Here is a 14634-nt window from a genome sequence, read left to right on the forward strand (position 1 = left end):
CATGTAGCAGGGGTATGTGAGGATAGTAACTATTGCGTAATTTGTCGAGGAATGTAAACTCGTGGATAAAAGACAAAAACTTTTGGATTGAGAGACAATTCTCGTGGATAAACAGTCAGAATTTTTGGATTCCGTGCTTAAATTTCCGGATTGATGACCATAATACCCCGGGGTGTATATATGACGACCAGTTTCTGAATCCTGAAAAAAGGCTGAATCAACATTGATTAGTTGAATTCAGCCTCTTTTTTCGATTGCGACCACAAATGGCGGGTCGTTCTTTTGATTTATAAATTCGTATTGTAAAACATGAGCCTGTTTTTGATCCAGCTGTTTTACATAATTCATGACTAGTTCTTTTTCTCTTTTTCCCTCTTCATGTCCATGGTAGATCACGAGTATGATTATGCCTTCAGGTTTTAACAGCTGCAGGAGCTGTTCGATAGCACCGATGGTAGATGATCCAGTTGTTGTAATCGACTTGTCACTTCCAGGCAAATAGCCGAGGTTAAATATAGCAGCAGTTACTTTTGTATGAAGATCACTAGGTAACTGAGTTGTTAACTCATCATGCGAGGCATGAAAAAAGGTAACGTTATGATCTGCATGATGATCAACAAGCCGTTGTTTTGAGTTCTCGATCGCCTGCTCTTGAATATCAAAAGCAAACACATGGCCGCTCTCGCCAACGAGTTTTGATAATAATAAAGTGTCGTTTCCGTTTCCACATGTTGCATCAATTACGATATCACCTTCTTCACAAAAAGAACGAAGAAGTGTTCTGGCAAACGGTAAAACTCCTTCTAATTTCATGGGGTGTTCACCTCAGTTATATCATAAAATTTACCTTGAAAACTATTTCTGTTTTTAAGCTCACTTTCAATCGCATTTAATACTTTCCATTTATTCAAACTCCACATCGGTCCGACTAATAAGTCAGATGGCCCGTCTCCAGTTAGTCGGTGAATCATCATTTGTGGAGGAAGAATCTCTAGTTGGTCACAAACAAGTTTTACATACGTGTCAAAATCAAGAAATTCTAACATACCTTGTTCATATTGTTTGACCATAGGTGTCTTTTTTAGAAGATGAAGCAAATGGATCTTAATCCCTTGAACATCAAGTTTTGCAACTTCTCTTGCAGTTTCCATCATCATCTCTGGAGTTTCTAACGGCAATCCGTTAATGATGTGTGAACATACTCTAATGTTATGTTTTCGAAGTTTTTCAACGCCTTCAACGTATGTCGCGTAGTCATGAGCTCTGTTTATGAGCAGAGCTGTTCGCTCATGTACAGTCTGAAGTCCTAACTCGATCCAAAGATAAGTTCTTTTATTTAAGTCAGCAAGATATTCAATCACATCATCCGGTAAACAATCAGGTCTCGTTGCAATCGAAAGTCCAACAACGCCTTCTTGTTCTAGTACCGTTTCATAAAGCTCTTTTAGTTGCTCAACAGGAGCGTAAGTGTTCGTAAAAGCTTGGAAATAGCCTATATATTTACCTTTTTTCCATTTCGAATGCATTCGTTCTTTAACGGTGTGAAACTGTGTGATGATATCATCTCGGCGGTTACCTGCAAAATCACCTGAGCCACTTTGAGAGCAGAAGGTACATCCTCCAAATGCGGCATTGCCATCACGATTCGGACAATCGAATCCTCCATCTAATGGTACTTTAATAATTTTATCTCCAAAATGGGATTTCAAATGCTGATTCCACGTGTAATATCTTTTATCTCCAAAATAATCTGGCTTTTCCATAAGGTGTGCCATCTTTCTCACTCCTTTATACGGTGATGAGCACCATATGACATTGTAGCATGTTCGCACTGTTAGCGGCAAAGTGAGTTGTCAGTACTTTCAAATTGTAAAGTGCAGGAAAAAGGAATAAAATACAGAGTGGTTTAAGACATCTTAGTTAGCAAGCGGGGGATATTTATGCCAGCGAAAGTATGGCTGCTCATCATTGGAATGGCACTTAATGTGACCGGCTCAAGTTTCTTGTGGCCGATCAATACGATTTTTATACATGAACACCTAGGTAAGTCACTTACCGTAGCAGGAATTGTTCTATTACTTAACTCAGGTGCCGGAATAATCGGTAACTTAACGGGAGGATTGCTTTTTGATAAATTAGGAGGCTACAAGACCATTATGCTCGGTGTCTCGATTTCATTTACGACTTCCTTCTTATTAATCTGGTTTCATGATTTTTGGATGTACAGTATCCTTCTTGTTTTTATGGGATTTGGAATGGGAATCGTCTTTCCATCTATGTATGCATTAGCAGGTACGATGTGGAAAGAGGGTGGAAGAAAAGCATTTAACCGAATCTATATTGCACAGAACGTAGGAGTGGCGCTTGGGGCTGCTCTTGGTGGATTTGCAGCTTCCTATTCTTTTACACTCTCATTCATTAGTTGTTCAGCTCTATCTTTTGTATTTTTTATTATCGTGCTGTTCGGTTTTAAAGACATTGATGCAACAGAAGAAGCTTCTGTGCAGACTGTTTTTTCTCAACGAAAAAGAATTCATAACAAAGAAGCGTTTATGGCACTATTAGTTTTATGTGGAGGGTATCTGCTAGCTTGGATTGGTTACGTGCAATGGCAGTCTACGATCGCTGCTTATACACAATCACTAGGAGTAACTCTTAAGATGTACAGTTTGCTTTGGACCGTTAACGGTGTGTTTATCGTTCTTGGTCAGCCGCTAGTCAATCTTTTCTTAAAAAGATGGCTGCACTCCACAACATCGCAAATTTTGGTTGGATATTGTATATTTGTTATTTCATTCGTGATGGTAGGGAATGCTAAAGACTTTAGTGGCTTTATGATGGCCATGATCGTTCTTACTATAGGAGAAATGCTCGTATGGCCTGGCGTCCCTTCCATCGCAGCAGAGCTTGCTCCTGAAGGCAGAGCCGGATTCTATCAAGGAATCGTAAACTCAACAGCCACAGGCGGAAGGATGCTCGGACCGTTGTTTGGAGGAATGATTGCAGATATTTTCAACATATCCGTATTGTTTCAAACGATCATCGGCCTGATGGTGCTTGCTTTCATTTTGACGATTCTATATAGCAGGAGTCGACATGCCATTCAGCAAACTGAAATTCCTCAACAAGCTTCTTGAGATTTATAGATAATGAACAACCAAGAGACCGTGATAGGATAATCACGGTCTCTTGGTTTATATTTTAATGAATTAAGCGGCTCTTGTTTCTTCTTTTGGAAGCAGTTTAGCTGACATTAATCTTCTTCTGATCGTAACACCAAGAACTGAAGCTAAAATGGCTTTAATTACTCCTACAAGTAAAAAAGGAATAACACCACCACTCATTGCTTGTTCCCAGCTAAGGCTTGCAATGAACTTTAGTTGAACGGCACCAAAAACAAGTGTAATCACCATACCCGCAATGTTAGCCACAACAGCTGGCAGAAGAGTAAAACTTGTCTTTTCTAAAATGAGTCCAGTGATATAAGCAGCGATGATAAAGCCGACGATATAGCCTCCTGTTGGACCGATCAGCACCATGAACCCACCTTTAGCTTCAGAGAAAACAGGAAGACCGATCGCTCCCATAGCGACATAGATCATAACAGCGAGGGTACCATACTTACGCCCTAGAATGGTTGCGCAAAGCCCGATTGCTAAAGTTTGTCCCGTAATCGGAACTAATGGAAGTGGAATGGTCAGCTGAGCGAGGATCGCTGTAATTCCTGCCATAAGTGCGGCATATAGTGACATCTTCAGTTTTTGATTACTTTCATGCATGTCTGTTGCACCCCTTTTTAATGTTAACGCAAAAATAATAACAGTTAACATTACATTAAACAGCTACTTAATGTTTGTCAAGATACGGTTTACAGCGTTATAACCCTTGTTTAAAAGTGGTAAAAATAGGTTATTATACTTCTAAACAACCTTGACAATTTAGGGAGTTATTCATAAAATACAAATTAGCATCTAAATTTTTTAATAACGATGATAGGGAATAGTAAAAGAAGAATGGAAAAGATAGAGAGTTGACGGCTGGTGCAAGTCAACCCGGACTTTTTTGAACTCACCCTTTAGTTGCAAGTGTGAATGAAGTAATGCTTGCCGTTCGCCGCGTTAAGGTATGTTTCCGAGTGAATGCGATCGTTGCATTAATCAGGGTGGTACCGCGGCAGGTTTAAATTGTTAACTAACCTTTCGTCCCTAATGTTTATTAGGGGCGGGAGGTTTTTTGTTTTTAAAGTACAGTTTTCTAAGGAGGATCGGTTATGTATTATAACCACAAAACAATCGAGAAAAAGTGGCAGAAGTTCTGGGATGAGAACAAGACGTTCCAAACAAAAGAAGAATATGATAAAAAGAAATTTTATGCGCTAGATATGTTTCCATACCCATCTGGAGCTGGCCTTCACGTTGGTCATCCTGAAGGATACACGGCGACAGATATTCTCTCTAGAATGAAGCGTATGCAAGGATACAACGTACTTCATCCGATGGGGTGGGATGCTTTCGGACTTCCTGCAGAACAGTATGCGCTTGATACAGGAAACGACCCAGCAGAATTTACAGAAACAAACATCAATACGTTCCGCAGACAGATTAAAGAGCTTGGTTTCTCTTACGACTGGGACCGTGAAGTTAACACAACAGATCCTTCTTACTACAAGTGGACACAATGGATTTTTATCCAGCTTTATAATAAAGGACTTGCGTATGTAGATGAAGTACCTGTGAACTGGTGTGAAGCACTCGGAACGGTACTTGCGAACGAAGAAGTCATCGATGGGAAAAGTGAACGCGGAGGCCATCCTGTCGTTCGTAAACCTATGAGACAATGGATGCTTAAGATTACAGCATACGCTGACAGATTGTTAGAAGATCTAGATGAACTAGATTGGCCTGAGAGCTTGAAAGATATGCAGCGAAACTGGATCGGCCGCTCTGAGGGAGCTGAAGTACACTTTGATGTAGATGGACATTCTTCTAATATTACAGTGTTCACAACACGACCAGATACACTTTTCGGTGCGACATACTTAGTGCTAGCTCCTGAAAATAAACTAGTAAACGATATTGTAACAGAAGACCAAAAAGAGGCCGTAACGGCTTATCAAAGACAAGTAGAAACAAAGTCTGATCTTGAACGTACAGAGCTTGCAAAAGAAAAGTCTGGTGTGTTTACAGGTGCATATGCGATTCATCCTGTAACAGGTGCGAAACTTCCGATCTGGATTGCAGACTATGTACTAGCAAGCTATGGAACGGGTGCGATCATGGCAGTTCCTGCTCACGATGAACGTGATCACGAGTTCGCAGTAAAGTTTGAACTTCCGATCGCTGAAGTGGTTGCTGGCGGAAATGTGGTAGAAGATGCTTATACAGGTGATGGTGAACACGTTAATTCAGATTTCTTGAATGGCATGCAAAAAGAAGAAGCTATTACAACGATGAACGAATGGCTATCTGAGAACGGAAAAGGTGAGAAGAAGATCACTTACCGTCTTCGTGACTGGTTATTCTCTCGTCAGCGTTATTGGGGTGAACCAATCCCGGTCATCCACTGGGAAGATGGCACGATGTCGACAGTTTCAGAAGATCAGCTTCCTCTTCTTCTACCTGTTGTTAAAGAAATCAAACCTTCAGGAACAGGGGAATCCCCACTTGCTAACGTTGAAGAGTGGGTAAACGTTGTAGATCCTGAAACAGGAAAGAAAGGACGTCGTGAAACGAATACGATGCCGCAATGGGCAGGAAGCTGTTGGTATTACCTTCGATATATCGATCCGAAAAACGATGAGCAATTAGCATCTCCTGAGAAGCTTAAGCATTGGCTTCCGGTTGATATTTATATTGGTGGAGCGGAGCACGCAGTGTTGCACCTTCTGTATGCTCGTTTCTGGCATAAGGTTATGTATGATCTTGGTATCGTTCCGACAAAAGAGCCTTTCCAAAAACTTTACAACCAGGGAATGATTCTTGGAGAAAATAATGAGAAGATGAGTAAATCTAAAGGGAACGTAGTTAACCCTGATGAGATCGTATCGAGCCATGGGGCAGATACACTTCGTTTATATGAAATGTTTATGGGACCACTTGATGCTTCTATCGCTTGGAGCACAACTGGTTTAGATGGAGCTCGCAGATTCTTGGATCGTGTATGGAGATTACTTCTAGCTGAAGATGGAGAGAAAATCAATCCGTCGATTCAAGATACACATGGAACAGAAGCTTTCAATCGTCTCTATCATATGACGGTGAAGAAAGTAACTGAAGACTATGAAGGACTGCGCTTTAATACAGCCATTTCACAATTGATGGTCTTTGTGAATGAAGCAAATAAACAAGAAGTTCTTCCAAAAGATTTCATGCAAGGTTTCGTTAAGATGCTTTCCCCGATCGCTCCGCATATTTGTGAGGAACTTTGGGAATTGCTAGGTGGAGAAGGCAGCATCGCATATGCATCTTGGCCAGTTTGGGACGAAGCTCAACTTGTAGAGAATGAAGTTGAAATTGTAGTCCAAGTGAACGGTAAACTTAAAGCGAAGATGACGATTGCCGCAAACATCAGTGGATCTGATATGGAAGAAGCTGCTTTAAAAGATGAATCCGTTCAACAAAGCATTGAAGGAAAGACGATTCGCAAAGTTATTACAGTTCCAGGTAAGCTTGTGAATATCGTTGCGAATTAAAGGAGGCAAACGCTAATGGAAGAATTAAAAGAAATTTCACCATCAGAAGTAAAGCAATTGCTCCAAGAGGGTAAAAAGATTTCTCTGATTGATGTTCGCGAAGATGAAGAAGTAGCGGAAGGGAAAATCCCAGAGGCAGCGCATATCAAAATGGGTGAGATACCTGTTCGTTTAGATGAAATAAACAAAGACGAGGAACACATCATCGTCTGCCGTTCCGGTCGACGCAGTGAGAATGTAGCATATTTTCTGCAAGATCATGGATATAAGGTCAAGAATATGACTGGCGGCATGTTGGAATATAGTAAGGACTAATAATAAACTCTCTGCTCAAGACATGAGTGGAGAGTTTTTTTTGGTTCTATAGGTTACTTTATTAAAGAATGTTTAAATTTCCAAGAAATAGCCGATAGAAAGGGTATACTTATTAGCCTTGGAGGCTTACAAATGCCATTAAAACACGCAGAAACTAAAAAATGGACCTATATCATAGCCGTTTTGTTTACCTTACACACTGTAAGTACAATTGGTTTAATGTACAATCAAAGCTTTTTGATGTATGGAATAGATCTTGGAATTGTTGTGCTTTTTGCAATTCTGATATACAAAATGCTGATCGTAAAAGATAGTTATGCGGTAAATCTAGAGCAGGAGATCTTAAATCATAAAGAAACGTTTGCTGAATTAGAAGCAAACCGCGTAAAGCTTCAAAACATATTTGATAGTATCGACGTTGCGATCTGGTCGCACAACCTAAAATCGAATAAACTTTTGATTACATCGGGTATTGAAAAATTATATGGTTATCCTTTGCAAGCTTTTTATGACGACTCAGAATTATGGAAGAAGGTAATTCATCCAGACGATGATGAGATCATCATGAACCGAGGCATTTCAATACAAAAGGGATTGATCACTACAAGCGAATATCGCATCATGAAGCCGAACGGTGAGATACGATGGATCCAAGATCGGGGAATCCCTTTTTTAGATGCCAACAACGAATTAGTTGATTTTAACTCCATCCTTATTGATATTACGGAAAGAAAAAGAGCTGAGATAACGATTGAGCATATGGCTTATTATGATGAATTAACTGGTCTGCCAAATCGTAATGGCTTTATGCAAGCGATTGAAAAACAAATACTAGAATCAAAGCTTCAAAATCGAAATCTAGCCTTAATGTATGTTGATCTCGATCGGTTTAACGTTCTGAATGATACGCTTGGACATAGTTTTGGTGATCTGCTGCTTCAGAAAGTAGCGGAACTCTTAAAGGTTACGGTAGGTTATTACGGAACAGTCTTTAGAAGGAGCGGGGATGAATTTCTGATTTTGCTTAATTTTAAAGATATCAGTGAGATCAAACAGAAAGCAGAGCAGATTATTCAAGCTTTTACAAAACCGTTTAAATTGAGTGGGCAAGAAGTATTTACAACACCAAGCATCGGTATTAGTATCTATCCTGAGAATGGTACAGACAGCGAAACCCTCTTGAAACGTGCTGATTCCGCTCTGTATCAGGCAAAAGAAAAAGGGCGAAACACTTATCAATTTTTCACAGAACAGCGTGATGGCAGGATGGAAAGAAGGTTAAACCTCGAACATGGTTTAAGAAAAGCATTAATGAACAACGAGTTCTTTCTTGTTTATCAGCCTTTAGTTCATATCGGTAATAAGAAAATTCTAGGTGTTGAAGCGTTATTACGCTGGAATAAAGAAGATGAAGGAATGATCTCTCCAGCTGAGTTTATTCCGATGGCTGAAGAAACGGGGCTGATTCTACCGATCGGTGAATGGGTGTTAAGAGAAGCTTGTATGCAAGGATTAAGTTGGCATAAACATGGCTTCAATGATCTCTTGATCTCGGTAAATATTTCAGTTAGACAGCTATTAGATGAATCTTTTATTGAAAGAGTAGAAAGTATTCTTTCAGAGACTGAATTCCCACCTACTTCATTAGAGTTGGAGATTACAGAAAGCACGACGATGCAAAACATGGAAGAAGCTCTTCCAATTTTGAATGCTTTAAGAGCAAAAGGAATTCGCATTTCAGTGGATGACTTTGGTACGGGTTACTCCTCTTTAACGTATTTGAGACAATTGCCTGTTGATACATTAAAGATTGATAAGATGTTCATCGATGACATCTTAATAGATCAAAAAGCAGGAGCGATTGTAAAAACGATTATTGATATGGGACACAATCTTGATTTTCACGTCATTGCAGAAGGTATAGAGAGCCGTGAGCAGATTGATTTCTTAGTAGAACAAGGATGTATATACGGTCAAGGTTATCATCTGTACAAACCACTTCATGCTGATGAACTCCAAAGACAGTTACATAAGAATGTTGTTATGAATTAAAAAGAAGCTTAAAATGTCGTGGATGAAACGGTGTTTTAAGCTTTTTTAATGAATTTATAATCAAGTCGCTTTCTCGAGGAGTACATTTGGAACTTCTTGACCTACAAACGAGACTACTATTACACAATCAAATGTTTTATATTCTTCATTTCGTGAAACACTACATAAGTAGACAAATAGAAGGAGTGGATATGTAGTGAATGTATTAGTAATCGGAGCAAACGGTAATATTGGTAAAATGACATGTAATATACTAGCTGATCAAGAACACTCTATTAAAGCGATGGTACGAAAGGAAGAACAGCAAGATCATTTTCAACATGAGAATATTCAAGCCGTTTTAGGTGATTTGGAACAAGATTTTGACCATGTTTATGAAGGGATTGAAGCTGTTATCTTTACAGCAGGTTCTGGTGGTCATACAGGACCTGAGAAAACAGACGCTGTAGATTATGAAGGAGCGGTAAAGTCTATACAATTAGCACAAAAACATAAGGTGAAACAATTTATTCTTGTAAGTTCAATTGGTGCTGACACTCCTGAAAAAGGACCAGAAGGACTTCAGCATTACTTAGAGGCAAAAGGAAAAGCTGATCAAGAACTGATCAACAGCACATTAAATTATACGATCTTGCGTCCGGGTGCGCTGACGGATGAGGACGGAATGGGCATGATCCAAGCTAAAGAAAAACTGAACGAGCGCGGATCTATTCCTCGAGCAGATGTGGCAAGAACACTTGCGGCATGTATTGGCAATGAAAACGTAAGCCAAAAAGTTTTTGAACTGATTGAAGGAGAAGTACCTATTCAAACTGCTCTTGAAAATTTGTAAGACAAAACTAGTCAAAACTTAACAAAGGATAAGCATCTCCAAAGGCCGAAGAACTATCAAAACAATTGGCTGAAAGGGGATGCTTTTTATGATTCAAGTAAAAATCTTCGATGAAGATCATGAAGAGGATTTAGAGATCGCTATAAATGAGTTTCTGAGTATCGTTCCTCCAGAGAATGTTGTGGATATTAAATATCAGATTGCCGTTTGTGATAATGTGCACTCAGAGGACGATACGATGTTTTCCTTTTCAGCGTTGATTATCTATAAGAAAATTGGAACGCATAAATAAAAAAGAGTGGCAACCATTAAGCGGGTTGTCACTCTTCTTGTTTTATAGGGTTAGCCCAATGCATGGTAAGCTGCGTTAGTACCCGCAATATTACCTGTTACAAAGGCAACGGTAATATTATAACCACCTGTGTATCCGTGAAGATCTAATATTTCACCACAGAAGAATAAGCCTTCTTGTTTCTTAGATGCCATCGTTTGAGGAGCGATCTCTTTAACTGAAACACCGCCGCCTGTAACGAATGCTTTTTCGATCGATAATGTACCGTTAACCGAAAAAGAGAAACCTTTCATTTGTGCAACAAGCTGACGAAGCGCTTGTTTGGAGACTTGATCAGCAATCGCCTCACCATCAATCTCTGCTCGTTCGATTAAAAAATGAAGGAACTTTTCTGGAAGTAATCCTCTGAGTACATTTTTAAGTGCTTTTTTAGGTTCAGCATCTATTCTTTTCTGTAAGGAATTTATTAACGTGTCTTCATTTTCATCAGGAAAAGAATCAATTCTCATCTCGATCGTTGGTACATCAAACTTTTTCAACGCTTTGACTACATATTGGCTGCATCTTAATGCTGCAGGTCCGGATACTCCAAAATGAGTAAAAATCATGTCCATCTGATGGGCTTTGATCAACTTGCCTTTTGGATTCCATACAGAGAGTGCAACGTTCCTTAATGATATACCTTGCAACGTTTTATGTTTGATGAATGGTTCATTAGAAGTGATAGGAACCTCAGTCGGGTAGAGCTCTGTGATCGTGTGCCCCGCCTTTTTTGCCCATGCGTAACCATCACCTGTGGAACCTGTATGTGGAACAGATTTACCGCCTACGGCAATTACAATCGATTTTGTTTGGATCATTTCTCCGCTATGCAGGATGATCTCATGAATATCTTCTCCATAATGTATCGTTTTTACGGGTGTGTTCGTTCGGATCGTAACACCAAGCTGCTTTATTTTTTGCAGAAGAGCAGCCACAACATCAGTTGCCTTATTAGTAACAGGGAACATGCGTCCATGGTCTTCTTCTTTTAGTTCGATGCCTAGCCCTTCGAAAAATTGAATGATGTCTTCGTTGTTAAAAACAGAAAAGGCGCTGTATAAAAAACGTCCGTTACCCGGAATATGTTTGATGATTTCTTCAACAGGCAAGCGGTTTGTGACGTTGCAACGCCCGCCACCTGAAATAGCCAGTTTACGACCTAGTTTTTCTCCTTTATCGATTAACAGTACACGTGCACCATTCGTAGCAGCACCGACACTCGCCATGAGGCCAGAAGGTCCACCGCCGATTACTATACAATCATAAGTCATACAATCCCAACTTTCTAATACGTTCAATAAAAGTCATTTCATACAATAGCATAGCTTTAACAAAAAGACTATAAGTTTCATAATCCTTACTTTTTTGCAAAAAGTTAAAGTAGGTTACATCCGCTTTTAATGTGATACAATATCAATAATGTTTTTTAGGATGATTAGTAGGAGCTGAAAATAGTTGTCTCGATTACTTCATGGAACATTGATTCTATCCGCTGCGACGTTTTTCTCAAAATTCATCGGATTGATCTTTGTCATTCCATTTACCAATCTAGTAGAAGAACAAGGTATGGCTCTATACGGCTATGCTTATATTCCATACACCATATTACTTAGTATTTCCACAATGGGAGTTCCGCTTGCTGTTTCTAAATTTGTTTCTAAATATAATGCATTAGGAGATTATGCGGCAGGGAGGAAATTGCTAAAATCTGGTCTTCTCGTCATGACGCTGACAGGAACGCTAGCTTTTGTCATCTTGTATATGCTGGCACCTATACTTGCGCATCAGATTATCGATGAAAAAGGCGGACAAGGCAACAGCATTGAAGACATTACATTAGTTATTCGAATGGTAAGTACGGCCCTAATCGTAGTACCATCCATGAGTTTGATTCGTGGATATTTCCAAGGCTTTCAATCTATGGGACCAACAGCGGTGTCACAAGTCATTGAGCAGATCGTTCGAATTGTGTTCATTCTTGTTGGAAGTTTCGTTGTAATTAATCTAATGAACGGTGAGATAACAACAGCCGTTGCGCTTTCTACATTTGCAGCTACGCTAGGAGCAGTTGCAGGCTTAGCCGTTCTCATCTGGTATTGGATCAAAAGAAAACCGCATCTGGACAAGATGTATAGAGAAAGTAAACCTGTTGCAGATATTTCGTTAAAAGATATTTATAAGGAAACGATCAAATATGCGATTCCGTTTGTAGCTGTCGGTCTAGCTATTCCGCTCTATCAGATGGTGGACCAGTTTACGATCGTAAATACGCTTAAGAAAATGGATTATACGCTGAAAGAAGCGGAATCTGTATTCGCCATCATCACTCAGATCGCGCATAAGCTTGTAATGATTCCAGTATCATTAGCAACTGCTCTTGCACTAACCTTGATACCTGTCATAACGAAGTCGTTCACCCAAAACGATGATGAGATACTTCATAAACAGATCACGCAAACGTTTCAGATGGTGCTGTTCTTAACTGCACCAGCAGCGATCGGGCTAACAGTTCTTGCATACCCTGCATATGGTGCACTCTTTGGGTTGTCATCTATGGAGACCGGTGGTTATTATCTTCAATGGTACGCTCCGACCGCGTTATGGTTTGCGATGTTTACTGTTACGGCAGCGATCTTACAGGGACTTAACCAGCAACGTTATGCGTTTATCAGTTTATCAGCTGGTTTTTTAGCGAAATTGATTCTAAACAAACCTTTATTATTGCTGTTCGGTGGGACCGGCTCTGTTATTGCAACAGACATCGGATACACACTTTCGATCTTGTTTAATCTGTATATCATTAAAAAATACAGCGGCTTCTCCTTTAAATGGGTATATCGAAGAACGGTTCTGATCACGTTGTTTTGCGCAGCGATGGCTGTTACTGTTATGATCGTATCCGCGCTCTTAGGTGAGACTGAAACAAGACTTGATACAATCATTAAATTAACAGCAGGAATTCTCTCTGGGGGAGCAGTGTACGTGTTCTTAAGTCACCGATCAGGATTATTAAATATCATACTAGGTGATCGCATTCCTTTTTTGAAACGCAGAAAATAAGTAAAAGAAAAAAGAAGGCTGATAAGTAGCCTTCTTTTTCTGCGGTATTCATTTTTTGACATGATTTTGTTCATCATACCATTTAAGTTGATTACCAATGCTGTATCCTTCGAGAGGAACTTCAAATTGAAATCCTGCTCTTTCAAGCGCGGGCTGTAAGAATTCCCGGTATACCCAGCCGCCATGAATAAAAATCTTACATTGAGAAGGCTTAACGTTTTGTTCTAAGTCTTGTATCACGTGATGTGCCCATTCCCGTTTTTCAGATGTCGTAAAATTTTTGATAGAAACATTATACGGTTCAATGTATTGGTCTTTCGTTACGAGTCCTTCTTTAGCACTAAAAAAGTAAAAATCATCATAATGGTTTTGTGCGTATTGAACAGACTTAACGAATAAGGGACTTATGTATAAATCTATAGCTGCAGAAGGGGTAGAAGCTTTTTTTCGAGCAGTTGCTAGAAGACCTATTTTCCTTTTCATTCCAATTCCTCCTATAGTACTAAATTACCCCGTTTCTTCAAAAATCAATCAATTTTTTACAATAATATAGGAAAAAAAGATCATTCATTCTGGAGGTATCTTATGAGAATAGATAAATGGTTATCAAATACAGGCTTTGGAAGCAGAAAAGAAGTAAAACAGCTGCTAAAATCAGGTGCAGTTACGTTGAACGGTGAGGTTGTAAAGGATGCAAAAACTCAAGCAAACCCGGATACTGATAACGTTTTGGTTCATGGTGAAGAAGCTGTTTATAGGGAGTTCATCTACTTAATGATGAACAAGCCTCAAGGGGTCATCTCGGCGACTGAAGACTCTAGGCACGAAACGGTAATCGATCTTCTTTATATGGAAGATCAGAATTTTGAACCATTTCCTGTTGGGAGATTAGATATTGATACTGAGGGATTATTGATATTAACCAATGATGGTCAGCTATCTCACTCTTTGTTATCACCTAAAAAACATGTTCCTAAGACTTATTACGCAAAAATAAATGGATCGATTCCAGAGGATGCATTTGAAAGCTTTAAAGAGGGTGTCATCTTAGATGATGGGTATAAAACAAAGCCTGCTTTATTAAAAATCTTGTCAAATGACGAAAAAGAATCAGAGATTGAGCTAACCATCACTGAAGGAAAGTTTCATCAAGTGAAAAGAATGTTTGAGGCTATAGGGAGAAAGGTCATTTTCTTAAAACGAATTCAGATGGGACAACTCAAGCTTGATGAATCACTTGAGTTAGGAATGTATCGAGAGCTTGCAGAAGAAGAACTATCCTTACTTTCTTTAAAAGAGGATGTTTTTGAATAATTTATAAGGGGTATCTTCCAATAAAAAGGAGTTGTA

At 39.3% G+C, this 14634-nt stretch carries 13 protein-coding genes and 1 other annotated feature; of the genes, 8 read left to right on the plus strand and 5 right to left on the minus strand.

Features of this window, described 5'->3' with window-relative positions; genetic code table 11:
* Positions 1–237: 237 nt before the first annotated feature.
* Positions 238–813, minus strand: a complete 576-nt coding sequence (locus FS458_RS05325; protein WP_144698489.1) for a class I SAM-dependent methyltransferase — start codon at positions 811–813, stop codon at positions 238–240.
* Positions 810–1775: a TIGR01212 family radical SAM protein gene (locus FS458_RS05330; RefSeq protein ID WP_260858436.1), complete on the minus strand. Its 966-nt coding sequence runs from the start codon at positions 1773–1775 to the stop codon at positions 810–812. The genes FS458_RS05325 and FS458_RS05330 overlap by 4 nt, the downstream gene beginning before the upstream one ends.
* A 165-nt stretch (positions 1776–1940) precedes the next feature.
* Here FS458_RS05330 and FS458_RS05335 point away from each other — a divergent pair, with 165 nt between their 5' ends.
* Positions 1941–3137, plus strand: a complete 1197-nt coding sequence (locus tag FS458_RS05335; RefSeq protein WP_144698491.1) for an MDR family MFS transporter — start codon at positions 1941–1943, stop codon at positions 3135–3137.
* A gap of 72 nt (positions 3138–3209) precedes the next feature.
* Here the strand turns inward: FS458_RS05335 and FS458_RS05340 are convergent, their stop codons facing one another.
* A complete protein-coding gene (locus FS458_RS05340; protein WP_144698493.1) occupies positions 3210–3779 on the minus strand; it encodes a biotin transporter BioY in 570 nt (189 codons plus the stop codon).
* Between the two features lie 201 nt (positions 3780–3980).
* Positions 3981–4210 (plus strand) — a binding site (T-box leader).
* Positions 4211–4270: 60 nt separating this feature from the next.
* Here FS458_RS05340 and leuS point away from each other — a divergent pair.
* From leuS to FS458_RS05365, 5 genes are all read left to right on the plus strand, one after another.
* The gene (gene leuS, locus FS458_RS05345) at positions 4271–6691 is read left to right on the plus strand and encodes a leucine--tRNA ligase (RefSeq protein WP_144698495.1); all 2421 of its coding nucleotides are present in this window, start codon (positions 4271–4273) and stop codon (positions 6689–6691) included.
* A 15-nt stretch (positions 6692–6706) separates the two neighbouring features.
* Complete coding sequence (locus FS458_RS05350) at positions 6707–7006, plus strand: rhodanese-like domain-containing protein (RefSeq protein ID WP_144698497.1); 300 nt, start codon at positions 6707–6709, stop codon at positions 7004–7006.
* Positions 7007–7138: 132 nt separating this feature from the next.
* Positions 7139–9058: a bifunctional diguanylate cyclase/phosphodiesterase gene (locus tag FS458_RS05355; protein WP_144698499.1), complete on the plus strand. Its 1920-nt coding sequence runs from the start codon at positions 7139–7141 to the stop codon at positions 9056–9058.
* Between the two features lie 196 nt (positions 9059–9254).
* The gene (locus FS458_RS05360; RefSeq protein ID WP_144698501.1) at positions 9255–9890 is read left to right on the plus strand and encodes an SDR family oxidoreductase; all 636 of its coding nucleotides are present in this window, start codon (positions 9255–9257) and stop codon (positions 9888–9890) included.
* 88 nt (positions 9891–9978) lie between these two features.
* Entirely contained in the window at positions 9979–10182 is a 204-nt protein-coding gene (locus tag FS458_RS05365; protein WP_144698503.1) for a sporulation protein Cse60, read from the plus strand.
* Positions 10183–10232: 50 nt separating this feature from the next.
* Here the strand turns inward: FS458_RS05365 and FS458_RS05370 are convergent, their stop codons facing one another.
* The gene (locus tag FS458_RS05370) at positions 10233–11495 is read right to left on the minus strand and encodes an NAD(P)/FAD-dependent oxidoreductase (protein ID WP_144703311.1); all 1263 of its coding nucleotides are present in this window, start codon (positions 11493–11495) and stop codon (positions 10233–10235) included.
* 184 nt (positions 11496–11679) lie between these two features.
* On the opposite strand from FS458_RS05370, the gene FS458_RS05375 reads away from it, so the two are divergent.
* Positions 11680–13284 (plus strand): putative polysaccharide biosynthesis protein, encoded by a 1605-nt coding sequence (locus FS458_RS05375; RefSeq protein WP_144698505.1) that lies wholly within the window; start codon positions 11680–11682, stop codon positions 13282–13284.
* A gap of 48 nt (positions 13285–13332) precedes the next feature.
* Here FS458_RS05375 and FS458_RS05380 read toward each other — a convergent pair whose 3' ends face one another.
* Entirely contained in the window at positions 13333–13767 is a 435-nt protein-coding gene (locus FS458_RS05380; RefSeq protein WP_144698507.1) for a DUF6884 domain-containing protein, read from the minus strand.
* A gap of 102 nt (positions 13768–13869) precedes the next feature.
* Between FS458_RS05380 and FS458_RS05385 the strand changes: the two genes are divergently transcribed.
* Entirely contained in the window at positions 13870–14598 is a 729-nt protein-coding gene (locus FS458_RS05385) for a pseudouridine synthase (RefSeq protein WP_144698509.1), read from the plus strand.
* Positions 14599–14634: the final 36 nt, after the last annotated feature.

It is taken from the genome of Fictibacillus phosphorivorans, from assembly GCF_007673525.1.
GTDB lineage: Bacteria > Bacillota > Bacilli > Bacillales > Fictibacillaceae > Fictibacillus > Fictibacillus phosphorivorans_C.

Coding starts and splice junctions, on each gene's coding strand:
- FS458_RS05350 (WP_144698497.1), top strand. CDS start 6,707: ATGGAAGAATTAAAAGAAATTTCACCATCAGAAGTAAAGCAATTGCTC.
- FS458_RS05380 (WP_144698507.1), bottom strand. CDS start 13,767: ATGAAAAGGAAAATAGGTCTTCTAGCAACTGCTCGAAAAAAAGCTTCT.
- FS458_RS05370 (WP_144703311.1), bottom strand. CDS start 11,495: ATGACTTATGATTGTATAGTAATCGGCGGTGGACCTTCTGGCCTCATG.
- FS458_RS05330 (WP_260858436.1), bottom strand. CDS start 1,775: ATGGCACACCTTATGGAAAAGCCAGATTATTTTGGAGATAAAAGATAT.
- FS458_RS05340 (WP_144698493.1), bottom strand. CDS start 3,779: ATGCATGAAAGTAATCAAAAACTGAAGATGTCACTATATGCCGCACTT.
- FS458_RS05355 (WP_144698499.1), top strand. CDS start 7,139: ATGCCATTAAAACACGCAGAAACTAAAAAATGGACCTATATCATAGCC.
- FS458_RS05365 (WP_144698503.1), top strand. CDS start 9,979: ATGATTCAAGTAAAAATCTTCGATGAAGATCATGAAGAGGATTTAGAG.
- FS458_RS05335 (WP_144698491.1), top strand. CDS start 1,941: ATGCCAGCGAAAGTATGGCTGCTCATCATTGGAATGGCACTTAATGTG.
- FS458_RS05325 (WP_144698489.1), bottom strand. CDS start 813: ATGAAATTAGAAGGAGTTTTACCGTTTGCCAGAACACTTCTTCGTTCT.
- FS458_RS05385 (WP_144698509.1), top strand. CDS start 13,870: ATGAGAATAGATAAATGGTTATCAAATACAGGCTTTGGAAGCAGAAAA.
- leuS (WP_144698495.1), top strand. CDS start 4,271: ATGTATTATAACCACAAAACAATCGAGAAAAAGTGGCAGAAGTTCTGG.